Origin of the sequence: Sporomusa acidovorans (assembly GCF_900101845.1) — a bacterium.
GTDB classification, from domain to species: domain Bacteria; phylum Bacillota; class Negativicutes; order Sporomusales; family Sporomusaceae; genus Sporomusa; species Sporomusa acidovorans.
The window spans coordinates 48,812-66,198 of the sequence record NZ_FNAM01000033.1 but is presented as its reverse complement, the minus strand read 5'-3'; the positions used below and the strand labels follow the sequence as shown (position 1 = coordinate 66,198).

Sequence of the window (17,387 nt, the reverse complement as noted above, 5' to 3'; positions counted from 1 at the left end):
TGGTGCCATGTTATGGAGCGGGAATCTTTTGAGGATCAGGATGTTGCCGCGCTGCTTAATAATTATTTTGTGGCGGTCAAGGTTGACCGCGAGGAACGGCCTGATGTTGATCACATTTATATGGCTGTTTGCCAGGCCGTGACCGGGCAGGGCGGGTGGCCGCTGACGATTGTGATGACTCCGGACAAGAAGCCCTTTTTTGCCGGGACGTATCTGCCGAAACATGCTATGTGGGGCAGGCCGGGGCTGCTGGAAGTATTGTCGATGTTAAAGGAACAGTGGGATCAAAACCGGGACAAGATTGAGGAGATTGGCGAGAAACTATCCCAGTCATTGAAGCGGCAGACCGGTAAACGGGAACGGGGCCGGTTGTCGGCGGAGACGCTGGAACAGGCGTTTAGTCAGCTTTTAAATGATTTTGATCCGAATTATGGCGGATTTGGGCCGGCACCGAAGTTTCCCACACCGCATAATTTGCTGTTTTTATTGCGTTATTGGCGGCGGACGAATGATAAGAAGGCTATTGCCATGGTGATTAAGACATTGGATGCCATGAGCCGGGGCGGGATTTACGACCATTTAGGCTATGGGTTCGCCCGGTATTCGACGGATAATCGCTGGCTGGCCCCCCATTTTGAAAAGATGCTGTATGATAATGCCCTGCTCTGTTATGCCTATCTGGAAGCGTACCAGTGCACCGGTGATCCGGATTTTTCCCGGATTGCGGAAGAAGTTCTTGCTTATGTATTGCGGGATATGACGAATGAGGGAGGGGCATTTTATTCAGCCGAAGACGCGGACTCCGAAGGGGTGGAAGGCAAGTTCTATGTCTGGTCGCGGCAGGAAATTCTTGAATTGCTGGGCGCTGACGTGGGCGAGTTGTTCTGCGATGTATACAATGTGACGCAGACCGGCAATTTTGAAGACGGCGCCAATATTTTGAATTTGCTTGACCATGATTTATATGATTATGCCGCTAAGCACAAGCTTGATATTAACGAGCTTGAAGCCAAGATGACCGCGGCCAGGGAAAAGTTGTACCGGGTCCGTGAACGGCGCGTGCATCCCTTTAAGGATGATAAGGTATTGACTGCCTGGAACGGTTTGATGATTGCTGCTTTGGCCAAGGCGGCCAAGGTATTGCAGCGGCAGGATTATCTGCAGGCGGCTGAGCGGGCGGTGGAGTTTGTATTTGCCAAGCTGACTGCCGAGGATGGCAAGCGGCTGTTGGCGCGGTACCGGGAAGGCGATGCGGCTTATAAAGGCTATCTGGACGACTATGCCTTTATGCTTTGGGGCTTGCTGGAGGTTTATGAAGCTACCTTTAAACCGGAATATTTACGGCAGGCCCTGCGGCTTAGCAACGATTGCAAGGAGTTGTTCTGGGATCAGGAGCAGGGCGGTTTCTTTTTCACCGGCAAGGATAATGAGGAACTCTTGCAGCGGCCTAAAGAAATTTATGACGGCGCGATGCCTTCGGGAAATTCGGTAGCAGCGCTGGCGTTGCTCAAACTGGCCCGCTTAACCGATAATAATGAATATATTACGGCTGTTGAGGCCATGTTTGATTGTTTTAGCCCTGAGGTTGCGCACTATCCCCGGGCATACAGCTACTTTTTACTAGCGCTCGACTATTATCTGACGGCGCCCAGCCATATTGTAATTGCCGGTGACCGGGATGATCCTGAGGTTCAGGCGATGCTGGCGCTGGCCGGCAGGAGTTTTCTGCCGGAAACAACGGTGATTTATAATGATCCTGCGTATCTTAGCGCCAATGCGGAGCTTATTCCGCTGGCTGCCGGTCAGGTCGCTGTCGGTGGCCGGGCTACCAGTTATGTGTGCGAAAACTTTACCTGTCAGCGGCCTGTTCAGAGTTATCAAGAGTTTGAACAATTGCTGCAAAAATAAAATAGTAAAGATGTAAGTGAAAGGGGTAAAAAAGAATGATTAAGTCTAAATTGCAACAAGCCATTAATGATCAAATCCAGGCGGAAATGTATTCCGCCAATTTGTATCTGGCAATGTCCGGGTACTGTATGGCCAAAGGGTTGAAAGGGTTTGCCAATTGGCTGCGGGTGCAGTATCAGGAAGAAACCATGCATGCGTTGAAGTTTGTCGATTATATCCTGGACCGCGGCGGCGAACTGAATCTCAAAGCGATTGCGGCCCCGCCGGCCGAGTTTGGCAAACCGGTGGAAGTATTTGAAAAGATAATCGCGCATGAAGAGCATGTTACCCGTTTAATTAATGAGCTTTATGAAGTGGCTGTTGAAGAAAAGGATGTGGCCGCTCAAATCTTTTTCCAATGGTTCGTGACGGAACAGGTGGAAGAGGAAGCGACTGCCGGCGCAGTTCTTGAACAACTCAAAATGATTGGTGACAATAGTTCTGATTTATTCTATTTGGATAAAGAATTGGCCACCAGAATTTATCAACCGCCGGCAGCAAATGCTTGATGCCGTATTGGTGTAAGTGGTCGAATTATGCCGGATAAGTTACCATAAAGAAAAAGTCCTGTCATAAAAAATGGCAGGACTTTTATTATGTTTAGAGAAATTCCTTAATTACGTCAAAAAAATTGCGATATATATAGTATAGTGTACTTTGCCTAGTGGTATAGGGAGGGCTTTCATTGGAGAAATCAACAATTATTGGTGTAGTATTGGGGCTTTTGGCTGTAAGTGTCGGTATGGTGCTCAAGGGCGCCAGTCTTACGGCACTTATTAACCCAGCAGCATTTTTAATTATCATTGTTGGTACAGCGGCCGCATTGCTCAATGCGTTTCCGATGGATCAAATCAAGAACTTTCCAATTTTATGCAAGAAGTTGGTCAAAAAGGAAACACCTATTTCTAAAGCTGAATTGTTAAAGTTGTTTGTCGAACTGTCGCAGGTTGCGCGGCGGGAAGGTATTCTGGCATTGGAAAGCAGACTGGAAGAGATTCATGATCCGTTTTTGCGAAATGGCATGAGTATGGTTATTGACGGTATGGATGTTGATTTCGTGAGGGATGTTCTGGATGCGGATATTGAGGCTATGGAAGAACGGCACCGTTCGGGGGCGCTGATTTTTTCGCAGGCCGGTATGTATGCGCCTACACTTGGCGTATTGGGCGCGGTTGTTGGTCTGATTGCGGCTTTGGGTAACCTTAATGATATTGATGTTTTGGGTCATTCGATTGCTGCTGCGTTTGTGGCGACTTTGCTTGGTATTTTTACAGGGTATGTGCTGTGGCATCCCTTTTCCAATAAGCTTAAGTTAATATCCAAAGAAGAAGTGGAATTAAAACGCATGATGGTGGAAGGCATACTATCCCTGCAAGCCGGTGATTCGCCAATGGCCATTGAGTCCAAGCTGCTGGTATTTATTCCGCAGAAGGTTCGGGATTTATTAAAACCTAAACCGGAGGATAAATAATGAGTAGAAAGCCAAAAAAAGAGCATCATGAGGAACACGCGGATGAAACCTGGTTGGTTCCTTATTCGGATATTTTGACATTGCTGCTGGCTCTGTTTATTGTGCTGTTTGCTTCGGCACAGGTTGACCAGAAAAAATTTGATCAGTTAAAGGCATCGTTTAATGTAGCGTTTAGCGGGAGCCCGGCACTATTGGAGAATCCCAGGCCGCCCCAGCCGGAAAAGGGCAGTCAGGCTCCGCCTGTTCCCCATTTGCCGGTTATTATGGAAAATTTGGGTGCGACTAATGAGCAGAAGGCTTATATGCAGGAGACCGCTCAACTGGTCGAGACTAAGAAGAAACTCGACAAATATATCGCCGATAATGGTCTGGGCAATGATTTGACAACAGTATTAACTGACGATGGCTTGCTGATCCGTATTAAAGATACGGCTTTATTTCCGTCAGGCAGTGCCACGCTTAGACCGGAATCCCGCCGCTTTGGCGAGCAGATAGCCAAGCTGTTGACACCGCTTACGCAAAAGGTGACCGTATCGGGACATACGGATAATATGTCTATCAATACGGGTGAGTTTCCGTCCAACTGGGAGCTTAGTTCCCGGCGCAGCGTGAATTTTATGCGGTTTTTATTGGCGCAGGATACTGGCCTTAAGCCGGAACGGTTTAGTGCGACCGGTTGTGGTGAATATCAACCGGTTGCCACCAATGATACGGAAGCAGGCCGGGCGGCTAACCGGCGGGTTGAGGTACTGATTCAACGCAATTACCGCCCATAAGCAAATGAGAGCGGTGCTCTTGCAATAATTGAATAATTCGTTTATGCTAAAATGAGGTTTAACAGCCTCATTTTTGCTTTGTCAAAGGGAATTAACAACAATTTAACTTGCCTAGAAAGTTGAACAACCTTATAATGACTTATGCCTGCTTTTGGATACAATAATGGTGGAACAGTTTACTATATTACGATAGGAGTACGAAACAGGATGCTTTTAAAAATGTTCGCCAAGTTTTCCGTAATCGGCCTTTCCGGGGTGGTTGTTAATATGGCGGTCTATGTTCCCCTGATGGCTATGGGTATAAGTTATCTGACGGCAGCGGTATTGTCGTTTATGGCGGCTGTCACCAACAATTTCGTCTGGAATTTATTATGGACCTTTCGCGGCAGGGGGGCAGATAAGAGTTTTAGACATAAGTACATTCTATTTGTGGCCTGCAGTATTGTAAATTTGGTCGCCAATCTAATGTTTTTAAAGGCCTTGGTTGAACAATTCGGGATAAATGCGACAGTTGCGCAGCTGATTGCCATTGGCGCTACGGGGGTGCTTAATTTTTTGCTTAATTATGCAATTACCTTTAATGACAGACGCAGCAAACGCGAGGAGGCGGCAACTACGCATGAAGCTTGTCATTATTCCAACCTATAATGAAAGAAACAATATCGGTCAATTATTGGATTTGATTTATCATTATGTTCCCGGTATCCACGTCTTGGTGGTGGATGACGGGTCGCCGGACGGTACCGGCGGGTTTATTGAAAGCCTAATGGCCGGTGAACACCAGGGACGGCTGTTTATGATAAAACGGACAGGCAAGCTCGGACTGGGGACTGCTTATATTGCCGGTTTTAAATGGGCGTTAGCGCGGCAATATGAATTTATTTTCGAAATGGATGCCGATTTTTCGCATAACCCCAAATATTTGCCGCAGTTTCTTAAGGTCATTACCGGTTGTGATGTTGTTTTGGGAAGCCGCTATGTTGCCGGTGGCGGTGTGACCAACTGGAGTCTTATCCGTCGGTTTATCAGCCTGGGGGGCAGCTTATATTCGCGGCTGATTCTCAATTTGCCGTTTCACGATCTTACCGGCGGCTTCAAATGTTTTCGCCGAGAAGTTTTGGAAACAATTAACCTTGACGATGTGAAGTCAAACGGGTATTCTTTTCAGATAGAGATGACCTATCGCGCTTTTTTGCTGGGTTTTGCCATCAAGGAAGTACCGATCATTTTCGAAGAACGGGCGGAGGGCCAATCCAAAATGTCATCCTCTATTTTCCGGGAAGCGATCTGGATGGTGCCTAAGCTGCGGGCAGTCAAGCAGAATATGAAGGCTGTTTCGACAAAGCCGGTTTAACGAGGAGAGTTCTATGCCGATTATCCTTTCGCCACAGGGCGCTGTCTGGATTATACTTATCGCCGGTTTGCTGCTGCGTCTGGTTTTAGGCGCCGGCATTGGCCTGGGCGTTGACGAAAGTTACGTTACGGCTGTTGCCCGGCAGTTTAGCTTAAGTTATTTTGACCATCCGCCGCTTCATCTTTGGCTTATTTGGCTGACAACACATATTACCGGCAGTGAGAATACGCTAATTCTGCGACTGCCTTTTATTCTTTTATTTTCCGGGACCACCTGGCTTATGTACCGGCTTACGGCCAGACTGTTTGGCGAATGGCCCGGGGTATGGGCCGCTTTGTTACTTAGTGTTTCAGCCGTGTTCGGCCTTAGCAGCGGCAGCTGGGTGCTGCCTGACGGACCACTGCTGTTCTGCATGATGGTTGTTGTTTATCTTCTCAGTAGTTTATTTTTTTCACCGGGCCAAGGACGGCAATCCTTGTGGATATGGCTGGCGGCAGGTTTTTTCCTGGGACTTGGCTTGTTGAGCAAATACCATGCGGCGCTGTTGGTATTTGGCTTATTTATTTATTTGCTTACCAGCAGGAACCGGCGCAGGGTGCTGGTAACTGCTGGACCATATTTGGCAGTAATTGTTGCTTTTATCATTTTCTCGCCTGTGTTAATCTGGAACTATCAGCATAACTGGGTCTCTTTTGTGTTTCAGGGGAGTCGCGGTGCTGTCAGCGGCTTTTACCCAGGGAAACTGGTGGCCAATATTGCCGGACAGGCTATCTGGGTTCTGCCGTGGATCTGGCTGCCGCTCATCTGGCAGTTTATTAAAGGAATAACCCTTGGTCCTAGCTGGTCGAGGTTTAATGACTTCCAGGATAAGCGTTGGTTTTTGTGCTGTCTGGCTTCCGGGCCGATTCTGCTGTTTACTGTTGCTACCCTGTGGGGGGCACAGGGACTTTTTCACTGGCAGGCTCCCGGCTACTTGCTGGTTTTTCCACTGCTGGGCCAGGCCGTTAACGGCTGGCTGCGGTTTGGCCGCCGCTCCGTACGGATTTGGCTGAGGTTTTCGGTTGTAAGTTTTCTGGTGCTGGCAGCGATTCTGGGGACACACACCGCCAGCGGCTGGATAAAAACGGTGCGGCCGGACTGGTTTGCCCAGGGCGATCCTTCCTGGGAAGCGCTTAACTGGATGAGCTTGCCGGGAGATCTCAGCGGCCAGGGACTGTTAGGTGGAGCGCTCAAGGTGGATTTCTTGGTGGCAAGACACTGGATCGATGCCGGGAAAATTGATTATGCGATGGGCGGGTCGTTACCCTTATTGTGCTTGACGGAAGAACCGCATCATTTCGCATTTATGCATAATCCGGCCGATTTTCGCGGTAAGGATGCTTTAATTATTGGGCGCAGCAGTATGTCCGGTACCCCCGGGGCACTGGCGCCGAACTTTGATAAAATTGATTATCAGGGTACGATTCCTATTTACCGTATGGGCCACCCTGAATTTGCGGTAACTGTTTTTTATGGACAAAATTTCAAAGGATTTTATCCTTTGCCATATGGCTTTAGCGGCAAGACCGATTAGCGGAGGTACTTATCTTGAAGGAAAATGACAGGGTTTGCGGCCGCAGTAGCTTGTTAGTCCAAAATATGAGGGTTGCGGTCTTTGTTGGCCTTGCTATGATTTTTATTGCCCTGACCGTGAGCCAAAGCGGTATGAATGAAATTTGGCTTGTTGCCAACCTGTTCAGCGGCGTCGGCAATGATGTGTTCCTGGTTATTGGTAATGGAATTTTATTTTGGTCGGCCTATAAAGAAAGGTGCAAGAGCCTGTTTTATGCGGTGATCAAAATCGATGCGGCGGTGTGGACCCTTGTCCATGCTCTGAAATATGTGGATTTAGGCGAATGGTCTTTGCGCCCTAACGGCATTCCCAGCGGTTTTCCCAGTGGGCATGCGACTCACGCTTTCGCGATGGCCTTTTTGTTAACGGTGTTTTATCCGCGCTTGGCCTGGTTATGGTACGGCAGTGCGGTGGCTATTTCCTGGTCACGGATTGAGATAAGTGCCCATACGGGTGTGCAGGTAACGGCTGGGGTTATACTTGGTATAGGGGTGGCTTGGTTGGGAATAAAAAGTTGGGTTAAGCGTCATGACCTGTTTATGATGCTAGAAAGGACTACACCATGAGGATACTGGACAGATATATTATTATGGAGTTGCTGCGGCCGTTTTTGTTTGGTGTGTGTGCATTTTCTAGTATGTTTATCGGCGGCGGCACGATGTGGCGGATTGCTCAGTATATTAGCCAGTTCGGAGCTTCGGCTGTTGTGGTGGCAAAATTATTTGTTTACAGCCTGCCGGGGGTGATTGTACTGACATTTCCGATGTCGATGCTGTTGGCAACGCTATTGTGTTATGGAAGGCTGTCATCGTCTTCCGAGTTGATTGCCATGCGCGCCACCGGTTTGAGTTTTTATCGCCTGACGGCACCTGTTCTCATACTGGCTTTCTTTATCAGCGCCTTCGCGGTGGTGTTTAATGAAACGGTTGTGCCCGCTGCCACCGAGGCATATAATCAAACGATTGAAACGGAGATTAAGGGCAATACGCACCCCAAGAGCCAGGAACATTTGGTGCTGATGGAAAAATCCAAGGACGGGATCGGCCGGCTGACGTATGCCCGTCGTTATGATGAAACTACTGAGATTATGCAGCAGGTAACGGTTCAGGAATTTGAGAATAACACGCCGGTACGGATTGAAACGGCTGACAAGGCAACTCGCCAGGACGGGGGCATGGCGATGGAAAATGGCGCTATCCAGGATATTACTTCGTTAGATAGTGTCAGAACGATGTATTTTATCCAGCAGTTTCTGCCTACGGAAACAAAAACTGCTGTGGAACCGGGGAAAAAAGGCAGTGATGAAATGACAATCCGTGAGCTTAAGCAAACTGCGGCAAAGATGTCTGACGGACGCAAAAAGAATGTCTATTTAGTGGAGTTGAATAAACGGGTTTCCATTCCGTCTGCTTGTATATTTTTTGCCCTTGTCGGCGCTCCTCTGGCGCTAAGTTCGCCGCGGTCCGGTTCGGCCAGTGGTTTGGGATATAGCATTGTGATTATTTTTCTGTATTATATTGTTATGACCCTGGGATCGACGATGGGACAGAATGGTGTTTTACCGGCGGGCCTGGGTGCCTGGCTGCCCAATATTGCGGCACTGGGGATAGGCCTGTGGCTGCTGCGCCGGGCGTCCAGATAGCACGTGTCCGGTAAGGGGAGAGATTGCATAGCGGCAGTCTCTTTTTTTTGCTTGGCTTTTGCAAAAATTGGTATATAATTGTAATTGTAAAATTGTAGCAGGTGATGGCATGATTATTGGGATCGGTATTGACATTATTGAGATAAAGCGGATTAAGGCGGCTATTGAGCGTGAAGCCTTTGTCAGACGGGTCTTTACGGACAGAGAGACGGCGTATTGCCGCAGCCGGGGCGTACAGTGTGCGGCTTCTTTTGCTGCGCGTTTTGCGGCTAAAGAGGCTGTGGCCAAAGCGTTTGGCTGTGGATTTGCCGGCGGCAATACCCAGGATATTGAAGTTGTCGTTGGCGACAGCGGCAAGCCCGGAATCGTTGTGTACCAAGGGTTTGCCGAACTGGCGGCTAAACTGGGTGTTACCGGTATCCATATTTCTCTGACACATGCGCGTGAATATGCGGCTGCCCAGGCGGTTTTAGAAGGAGGAAATCTGTGATGAGAGCGGCAACAGCAAGGGAAATGCGGGAGATTGACCGGATTGCCATTAACGAATATGGTATTCCCGGGGCGGTACTGATGGAGAATGCCGGCGGAGCGGTTGTGCGATATTTGGAGTCAATTATCAACCCGTTAGCGGATCAGCGGTTTTGTATTTTTGCCGGTAAAGGCAATAACGGCGGTGACGGCTATGTAATTGCCAGGCACCTGGCGAATCAGGGAGCCAAGGTAAAAGTTTTTCTGTTGGGAGAAAAAGCGGCAATCACGGGGGATGCCCGAATCAACCTGGATATTTTGGATAAGATGAATATGGATGTCATTGAGGTTGTGAGTGAGCGCGACTGGGACAAAGTGAGAGTGGCGGCGACATTTGCCGATTGTTTAATTGACGCGCTTTTGGGTACGGGGTTCCGCGGGGATGTCACCGGTGACATGGCAAGAATGATTGACCTGATTCATGCGGCCGGCAAGCTGGTGGTTGCCGTAGATATACCTTCCGGGGTAAATGCCGACACCGGGAAGATTTGCGGGAAGGCGGTGCGGGCTTCTCATACGGTCACTCTCGGACTGCCGAAACCCGGACTGTTTCTCTATCCGGGGGCCGATTATACGGGCGAACTGACGGTAGCTGATATTGGCATACCTACGGCCATTGTGGCCGGGCAAAAGATTAAACAGAATATTTTGATGGCCGCTGCTGTCCGGGCTATATTACCGCAGCGCAGCCCTGACGCCCACAAAGGGATGAATGGACGTGTGGCTTTGGTTGCCGGTTCACGCGGCTTGAGCGGTGCGGCGGCTATGGCTGCTGCGGCTGCCCTTAGAGCAGGGGCCGGTCTGGTTACGCTGGCAGTTCCTGCCGAAATACAGGATATTTTGGCTGTAAAGCTTACCGAGGTTATGACAAGAGCACTGGCCGAGACGGCTTCAGGTACTATCAGCCAGAAGGCTTTGGGAGAGATAGCCAGCCTGACGAAAGACAGTGATGTATTGGCAATCGGCCCCGGGCTTGGCCGCCATGAGGATACTGTGGCGGCGGTAAGGGAAATCGTTAAGACGGCGGAGTGTCCGTTAGTGATTGATGCCGACGCCTTATATGCGTTGGCAAACTATACCGGGATTCTTACTGAGTGTGCCGCTTTACCGGTATTGACGCCTCATCCGGGGGAGATGGGCCTGCTCACAGGACTTTCCGCCGAGGAGGTCAATGGCGATCGTGTGCAAATTGCCCGGCAGGCGGCAGGCGAATGGGGAAGTATTGTTGTATTAAAAGGAGCCCATACTGTTGTTGCATTTCCTGATGGAGAAGTATATATTAATACCACAGGAAATGCTGGTATGGCAACCGGCGGCACCGGTGACGCATTGACCGGAATCATTGCCGCTTTTGTGGGCCAGGGTATGTCCAGTCACGACGCTGCCGTAGCCGGCGTGTATATTCACGGTTTGGCCGGAGATATTGCGGCCCAGGCCGGAATGGTGGGCATGGCGGCCACGGATTTGATTAAAGCGATGCCGGCAGCGCTTTACGGCATGAAAAATTACTAAAGTGTAGAAAAAAGTTGACACTAGTATAGCAGTGCTTATATAATAATATTATCTTTTAATATGCTCCATACTGGCGGGGGTGATGGTGTGGCCGAGTTACGGCGAATTATGATCAGTATTCCTAATGCGTTGTTACAAGAAGTTGACGGCATAATTGCGATGGATAAACTGAGTCGAAGTCAGTTTGTCAGGGATGCCATGCGGCTCTACATTGAGGATCGCAAGCGGAAAGCCGTACGGGATATGATGAAAAAAGGTTATCAGGAAATGGCCGTCATTAATCTGACTTTAGCCGAAGAAGGCTTATTGGCAGATGTTGATGAATTTGAGTTAATGCCTCCTGGCCTGCTGGCGGAGCGTGAATAGCAATGATTGTTAAACGCGGGGACATTTATTATGCGAATCTAAGTCCCGTGGTAGGCTCGGAACAGGGCGGCCACCGGCCGGTTTTGGTTATTCAAAATGATGTTGGCAATAAATATAGCCCGACAGTTATCGTTGCAGCGATTACTTCGCAGATCTCCAAAGCGAAATTGCCTACCCATGTTGAAGTGAATGCCAAACAGTACAATTTAGAAAAAGACTCGGTAGTATTACTGGAACAATTGCGCACGATCGACAAGCGGCGCCTGCGGGAAAAGGTAACTCATTTAAGTGAGGAAATTATGAATAAAGTGGACGAGGCGATACGGATTAGTATTGGTTTGGTTCAGCTTTGACTAGCGGATAGGCGGGTGACTGCCTATTTTTGTTTAATCTACTAATTTTAAAAGACGTTTTTACATATAAGGGAGAGATAAAATGAATAGAGTCGGCAAGTGGTCATGGCTGCTTATTGTCATGGCGGTTTTTTTACTCGTTTTTTTAACAGGCTGCCATGGAGGAACACTTACACAGCCTGACGGCAAAGTTCCGGCTGGCGCAGGTTCGCCGCTGACGGTTAAAGTGCTTGATGTCGGGCAGGGGGATGCCATTCTGATTCGTACCAAGGATCAGGTTGCCTTAATTGATACCGGCGATGTTCCGGCGCGAGAGAAATTGATCAGTATGTTAAAAAGCGAGGGAATTACAACCATTGATAAACTGATTATCACCCATCCGCACGCCGATCATATGGGGGGGGCGGCGGCAATATTTGAACAGTTTACGGTCAAACAGGTTTATGACAGCGGCCAAAAAACCAACTCGAATTTATATAAACAATACTTAACTCAGATAAAAAAGAAAAATATTCCTTTTACTGTGGTTGCCGCCGGGATGACGATTGATCTGGGCGGCGAGACTTTGCTGAAGGTGTTGGCACCGGAACAACCGTTTATTGGCGGCAGTGATTCTGACCTGAATAACAATTCCGTCGTGACCAAGCTTGTGTACAAAAACTTTTCGCTGCTGCTGACCGGTGATGCGGAAGCTCAAGCGGAAGAACGTATGCTGAAAAGGGATGCCGCCGGGCTTAAGAGCACGCTGTTAAAGAGCGGCCACCATGGCAGCAATACGTCGTCATCCGTACCCTTTTTACAGGCGGTAAAGCCTGAGGCGGCGCTTATTTCCCTCGGTGCCAACAATGAATATCATCACCCGCATCCCTCCACGCTGAAAAAATACAAAGAGAATAAAATTAAGATCTATCGTACGGATACCGATGGCACGCTGACGGTTGCCAGTGACGGTAATACGTATACGATAACGAAGGAGCGGTAGGCATGGAAATCAGGGCAATGATTGACCGGTTTGAAGGCAGCAAGGCTGTCCTTTTAGCCGGAGACCGGGAGATTAGCGTAAATTGGCCTAAGGAACTGCTGCCAACAGTTAAAGAAGGCGATGTCCTTAAGGTTGAAATTACTGTGGATGTTGAAGCGACAACCAAGGCACGGGCGGAAGCCGATAAACTTTTTGAAGAAATCACTCGACAGAATCAGGGAGAAAGCAGTCAATAACTGTAATAAATTACAAGTTCATACAAATATTTTATGGATTTACGGGTTTTGTGACTTTTGTCCTGCAGGAATTTTGACAATAAAAGCGAATTCAATAAAGACACTTCGCGGTTTGGAGGTGCCTTTATTGCGAAAAATAGTGTTATTGACATTGCTTATGCTGGTTATGGCATCCTTGGCCAGTTTGTCCGCTGCGGCGGCTGCTATACCATCGTCTCAGTCACGGGGGGGAAGCATGGAGCTTAGCAAAGTTCGGTGGGCAAATCATACGGAAGCCCTTACCGGTACGGCTATGCTGCGAATGGTTATGGATGTATCGGGGCCTGTTGAGGCCAGTGGAATCGTTGTTAATGAGCCTACACCCCGTCTGGTTGTAACGATAAAAGGGACAACCCTGGGGAAACAAGTGGAAGATCTCACTTTTGACGGCAAAGTTGTTGAAAAGGTTAGTTTTGATACGAGTGGCAAAGATACGAAAATCCTCGTAGATTTACCGCTTATGGTTCAACCCAATGATTACAAAGTTTTTACATTGCCGAAGGATGTAAAAGCCAATAAGCCTTTTAGGGTTGTTGTCGATATTAACAAACCGCTTAGTCCGCCTGATTTCTCTTTTACACCCGGACTAAAGGATAAGGTTATTACCATTGATCCGGGGCATGGCGGCAGTGATCCCGGCGCGATCGGTCCGAGCGGCTACCAGGAAAAATCGGCTACGCTCGCAGTGGCGCAAAATGTGAAGAGCCTGCTGGAAAAAGCGGGGGCTACGGTTGTGATGACACGCGAGGACGACCGCGATGTTTTTGGCCCGAACGCCTCAGATGTTGACGAACTGAAGGCCCGCTCTACCGTAGCGAATAATCGAAAAACCGATGTATTTGTCAGTATTCATTGCGATTCGTTTTCTGATCGTTCGGCAAATGGAACGACAACGTATTACTATCAAAAAACGTTGTACGATGCTATGTTGGCCGATGCGGTGCAAACAAGTCTGGTCGATGCCGGCAACCTATTGGACAGAGGCGCGAAACAAGCTAATTTTTACGTAATTAAGCGGACTAGAATGCCGGCAGTGCTTGTTGAGATGGCATTTATATCGAATCCGAATGAAGAAAAGCTTTTAAGCTCACCCGATTTTCAGAAGAAAATGTCTCTAGGGATAGTACGGGGGCTAGAACGGTTTTTTAGTCAGGCTGCCAAGCTAAACTAAAGAGGTGGGTATTATGAAAACGATTCGACTACTTATAACGGCTGCTCTGATGATAGTGGCGTTGGGAATTACCGGGTGCGATAGTTCAGTGCCTGCCGGTCAGCAAACGCCGGCGGTAGCTGATAATAAGGCGTCTGAACAGTCGCAGTCTGGTCAAAATACAGTTTCTGTGCCGGGAAAGACAATGCAGCTTGTGGTTTATTATGCGACTAAGGATGCTATGTATCTTGTACCGGAAATTCATAAAGTGCCGGTTAACAGCCATCCGGCCCGTACGGCCATTGAACTGCTGCTTGCCGGCACGAAAAATCCGGAGTTGGTTAGTGTTGTGCCTGAAGGCGCGCAACTGAGGAAGCTGTCAGTAAAAGACCATATTGCCTACGCCGATTTTAATGAAAAATTAATTAAGAAAAATGGCGGCGGCTCAACCAGTGAAATTTTGCTGGTAGGGGCTATTGTCAACACCCTTACTGAGTTTCCCGATATTCAGCAAGTACAGATCCTGGTTAACGGCAAAAAAATTGAGACAATATCCGGGCATATGGATACCAGTGAGCCACTTAGCCGTTCTGAAAAAATTATAAAAAAATAAAGTTAAAAGGCAGCAATTCTTTAAAGGCAGAATTGCTGCTTTTTTTAGTTGGTATGACGTCCACGCTCATGGCTCAAGGACAACTGATGTTTGCGCAGTTTTTTTAATACGGCTGTGTGGGACAGGCCCAGAGCCACCCCTAATTGACGCGAGGTAGTATATTTACCGAGCGCCTTAAGCAGGACATTATGCTCCACCTCATAAATAATTTCGTCAAGTGTTTGGTCACAAGCGAAGACGGCAGAAACTGACGGTGTGTAGTCCTGATCGAAAATGATATGCTCACGCAGAATCATGGTATCAGGAACAATATTGACGGCCCGCTCGATGACATTTTCCAGTTCACGGATATTGCCCGGCCAATGGTAGTTGATCAGTTTTTCTAACGCAGATTGCTGGAAGGTGTCCACTTCTTTGTGAAGGCGGCTGGCGCAACGCTTGAGAAAGAACTGAGCCAGCAGCGGTATATCGTCACGGCGCTCTCTGAGAGGCGGAATAAATAGCGGGATAACATTCAAGCGATAATATAAATCTTCCCGGAACCCCCCGGTGGCTATCATTTTCTCAAGATCGCGGTTGGTCGCTGCAAGAACGCGAATATTAACAGGAATTTCGCGGTTTCCGCCGATGCGGCGAACTTTACCCTCCTGCAGTACCCGGAGAAGTTTGGCCTGAAGGTGGGGAGGCATTTCGCCAATTTCATCCAGAAAAATGGTTCCATTGTTGGCAAACTCAAACAGTCCGTGTTTGCCGCCTTTCGTGGCTCCGGTAAAGGCGCCGTCTTCATAGCCGAACAATTCACTTTCTAAGAGGGCATCAGGAATGGCCGCACAATTTAACGGCACAAAAATTTTGTCATGCCGGACCGAGGCGGCATGCAGTGCCCGGGCAATCAGTTCTTTGCCTGTGCCTGTTTCGCCGCGGATGAGGACGGTCGAATCCCCTTTGGCAATGGATTTGGCCATACTGATTATTCGCTGCATGGCCTGGCTGGTAAATAAAATTTCTTTAAAGGTGATTTGCCTTTGGGCTGTTACCGTATAAACTAGTTCTCTGACGGCGCTAATATCCTTGATGACAGTAACCGCGCCGATAATGCGGCCGACCTTGTCAAAGATGGGGCGGCCGCTTGATAGATAGTGGCTTTTGGTTTTTTCAAGGACAATTTCACGGTTATTATAGGAAACTCCCTGCTGCAGGGTAACCAATAACGGGCTGTCAGCGGGAAAAATATCAGCAAAATTTTTCCCAATAACGTCCCTGGCCGGCAGCCGGATGATTTTTTCCGCGGCAGCATTGTATTGAGTAATCCGTCTTTCCAGGTCTATGCTGATAATACCGTCACTCACTGAGGTAAGTACGGCGTTAATCTGTTCGGAGCGTTCCTGATGCGGCATGAGATTTATTTCGGCTACGGTAGTTACGTGCGGAATGGCGCGCAATTTATTTACCAGATCCTGTTTACTGGCAGAATCAAGTGCCTGGATTTCCATATAAACTGTATTGAGTTCGACTTCCATGGAAATAATATTAATTTGACGGATGGCAAGTAGCTGGGAAATATCAAGAACCAGGCCAACTCTGTCGATATTAGAGATTTTCAATCGCAGGTTATCCATCTGAGATCCCCCCGGTTTTATTACCTATGGTGAGATAAATTTGCCAGTGATAATCCCAATTCCTTTAGGCTATACAACTTTTTTTCGCGTTGTGGCATACTACTCTTGCAGGAAATGACTGGTTAAAAGAGAATTTATTAGAAACATTACGCTACGCAGCCGTAAAGGTGGTGTTTCCATGAATGAACTTACAGAAATCGGGGAATTCGGGTTAATTGATTTAATTAAGCAAGATACAATTCATGATCATGGCACTGTAGTTGTTGGTATCGGCGATGATGCTGCCGTACTTTTGCCTACACCCCGGCAACTGCAGTTATTGACTACGGATATGTTAGTGGAATCTATCCATTTTGATTTGACCATGACTACTCCCTGGCAGTTAGGCTATAAGGCCATTGCGGTTAATTTAAGCGATATCGCCGCTATGGGCGGGACGCCGCGCCATGCCGTCATATCGGTCGCTTTGCCCGCAACAACACCAACAGAGTTTATCATAAATTTATATCAGGGTATGAAGGAGATATGCCGCGAGCATTCTGTTAATATTGTCGGTGGCGATACAGTTTCCAGTCCTCAGGGACTGGTCATTAATGTTACCGTGGCCGGTGAAGTTGAGCCGGCCAACCTGGTTAAACGCTCAGGCGCTAAAACCGGCGATATTATTGCTGTTACCGGCGTTCTGGGAAATTCAGCGGCAGGTTTGGATTTATTGTCAGTCGGTGAATGGGAGGAGTATGATTTTGCCTGGCCGCTGGTTACTGCTCATTTAACGCCGCGGCCACAGGTTAAAGCCGGTACGATCCTTGCTGCCGCCGGCGCCACCAGTATGGATGATCTTAGTGATGGTTTAGCCAGCGAGTCGCATGAAATTGCGGAAGCCAGCAACGTGGGTATAAGACTGTACGCCGCCCAGATTCCGCTTTCGGCTGAATTGAAGCAGGCTGCTGAAAAGCTGGATAAGCAGGCCCTTGATTATGCCCTTTATGGCGGTGAGGATTTTCAGCTTTTATTTACTATGGAGCCAAGTAATTATGAGATGCTGCTAGCGGATCACCCGGATTTACAGTTGGTCCGGATTGGGGAAATTGTTGAGACCAGCCAGGGAGTGACATTAGTTGATGAAGAAGGCGGAGTGCAAATTCTTGAAGCCAAAGGATACAATCACTTTCGCTAGGAGGAGCCGG

At 48.3% G+C, this 17,387-nt stretch carries 19 protein-coding genes; 18 read left to right on the top strand and 1 reads right to left on the bottom strand.

Annotated elements, in window-relative coordinates; genetic code table 11:
- The 17 genes from BLR65_RS19825 to BLR65_RS19745 all read left to right on the top strand — a co-directional run.
- Positions 1-1,908: thioredoxin domain-containing protein (locus tag BLR65_RS19825; RefSeq protein WP_245692939.1), on the top strand; the 1,908-nt coding region annotated here is incomplete at its 5' end.
- Between the two features lie 35 nt (positions 1,909-1,943).
- Entirely contained in the window at positions 1,944-2,456 is a 513-nt protein-coding gene (locus BLR65_RS19820; RefSeq protein WP_093795912.1) for a ferritin, read from the top strand.
- 176 nt (positions 2,457-2,632) lie between these two features.
- A complete protein-coding gene (gene motA, locus BLR65_RS19815; RefSeq protein ID WP_093795911.1) occupies positions 2,633-3,418 on the top strand; it encodes a flagellar motor stator protein MotA in 786 nt (261 codons plus the stop codon).
- The gene (locus BLR65_RS19810) at positions 3,418-4,194 is read left to right on the top strand and encodes a flagellar motor protein MotB (RefSeq protein WP_093795910.1); all 777 of its coding nucleotides are present in this window, start codon (positions 3,418-3,420) and stop codon (positions 4,192-4,194) included. The genes motA and BLR65_RS19810 overlap by 1 nt, the downstream gene beginning before the upstream one ends.
- A 207-nt stretch (positions 4,195-4,401) precedes the next feature.
- On the top strand, positions 4,402-4,842 hold the full coding sequence (locus BLR65_RS19805) for a GtrA family protein (protein ID WP_093795909.1): 441 nt from the start codon (positions 4,402-4,404) through the stop codon (positions 4,840-4,842).
- Positions 4,814-5,548 (top strand): polyprenol monophosphomannose synthase, encoded by a 735-nt coding sequence (locus BLR65_RS19800; protein WP_093795908.1) that lies wholly within the window; start codon positions 4,814-4,816, stop codon positions 5,546-5,548. The genes BLR65_RS19805 and BLR65_RS19800 overlap by 29 nt, the downstream gene beginning before the upstream one ends.
- Positions 5,549-5,561: 13 nt before the next feature.
- Positions 5,562-7,121 (top strand): glycosyltransferase family 39 protein, encoded by a 1,560-nt coding sequence (locus BLR65_RS19795; RefSeq protein ID WP_093795907.1) that lies wholly within the window; start codon positions 5,562-5,564, stop codon positions 7,119-7,121.
- Between the two features lie 14 nt (positions 7,122-7,135).
- Entirely contained in the window at positions 7,136-7,726 is a 591-nt protein-coding gene (locus BLR65_RS19790; RefSeq protein WP_093795906.1) for a phosphatase PAP2 family protein, read from the top strand.
- Positions 7,723-8,802, top strand: coding sequence for an LptF/LptG family permease (locus tag BLR65_RS19785; RefSeq protein WP_093795905.1), 1,080 nt, complete (start codon positions 7,723-7,725; stop codon positions 8,800-8,802). The genes BLR65_RS19790 and BLR65_RS19785 overlap by 4 nt, the downstream gene beginning before the upstream one ends.
- Before the next feature lie 109 nt (positions 8,803-8,911).
- Positions 8,912-9,292 carry a holo-ACP synthase gene (acpS, locus tag BLR65_RS19780; RefSeq protein ID WP_093795904.1) on the top strand — a complete coding sequence of 127 codons (381 nt, stop codon included), beginning with the start codon at positions 8,912-8,914 and terminating at the stop codon, positions 9,290-9,292.
- A complete protein-coding gene (locus BLR65_RS19775; RefSeq protein ID WP_093795903.1) occupies positions 9,292-10,842 on the top strand; it encodes an NAD(P)H-hydrate dehydratase in 1,551 nt (516 codons plus the stop codon). Before acpS ends, BLR65_RS19775 begins: the two co-directional genes overlap by 1 nt.
- A gap of 87 nt (positions 10,843-10,929) precedes the next feature.
- A complete protein-coding gene (locus BLR65_RS19770) occupies positions 10,930-11,208 on the top strand; it encodes a CopG family ribbon-helix-helix protein (protein ID WP_245692937.1) in 279 nt (92 codons plus the stop codon).
- A gap of 2 nt (positions 11,209-11,210) precedes the next feature.
- Positions 11,211-11,561 carry a type II toxin-antitoxin system PemK/MazF family toxin gene (locus BLR65_RS19765; protein ID WP_093795901.1) on the top strand — a complete coding sequence of 117 codons (351 nt, stop codon included), beginning with the start codon at positions 11,211-11,213 and terminating at the stop codon, positions 11,559-11,561.
- An 82-nt stretch (positions 11,562-11,643) separates the two neighbouring features.
- A complete protein-coding gene (locus tag BLR65_RS19760) occupies positions 11,644-12,543 on the top strand; it encodes a ComEC/Rec2 family competence protein (protein WP_093795900.1) in 900 nt (299 codons plus the stop codon).
- Positions 12,544-12,545: 2 nt separating this feature from the next.
- Positions 12,546-12,779, top strand: a complete 234-nt coding sequence (locus tag BLR65_RS19755; protein WP_093795899.1) for a DUF3006 domain-containing protein — start codon at positions 12,546-12,548, stop codon at positions 12,777-12,779.
- Positions 12,780-12,897: 118 nt separating this feature from the next.
- Positions 12,898-13,989 (top strand): N-acetylmuramoyl-L-alanine amidase family protein, encoded by a 1,092-nt coding sequence (locus BLR65_RS19750; RefSeq protein ID WP_373657745.1) that lies wholly within the window; start codon positions 12,898-12,900, stop codon positions 13,987-13,989.
- Positions 13,990-14,002: 13 nt separating this feature from the next.
- The gene (locus BLR65_RS19745; RefSeq protein ID WP_093795898.1) at positions 14,003-14,581 is read left to right on the top strand and encodes a GerMN domain-containing protein; all 579 of its coding nucleotides are present in this window, start codon (positions 14,003-14,005) and stop codon (positions 14,579-14,581) included.
- Between the two features lie 44 nt (positions 14,582-14,625).
- Here the strand turns inward: BLR65_RS19745 and BLR65_RS19740 are convergent, their stop codons facing one another.
- Complete coding sequence (locus BLR65_RS19740; RefSeq protein ID WP_093795897.1) at positions 14,626-16,200, bottom strand: sigma 54-interacting transcriptional regulator; 1,575 nt, start codon at positions 16,198-16,200, stop codon at positions 14,626-14,628.
- A gap of 178 nt (positions 16,201-16,378) precedes the next feature.
- On the opposite strand from BLR65_RS19740, the gene thiL reads away from it, so the two are divergent.
- Positions 16,379-17,377 carry a thiamine-phosphate kinase gene (thiL, locus tag BLR65_RS19735; protein WP_093795896.1) on the top strand — a complete coding sequence of 333 codons (999 nt, stop codon included), beginning with the start codon at positions 16,379-16,381 and terminating at the stop codon, positions 17,375-17,377.
- Positions 17,378-17,387: the final 10 nt, after the last annotated feature.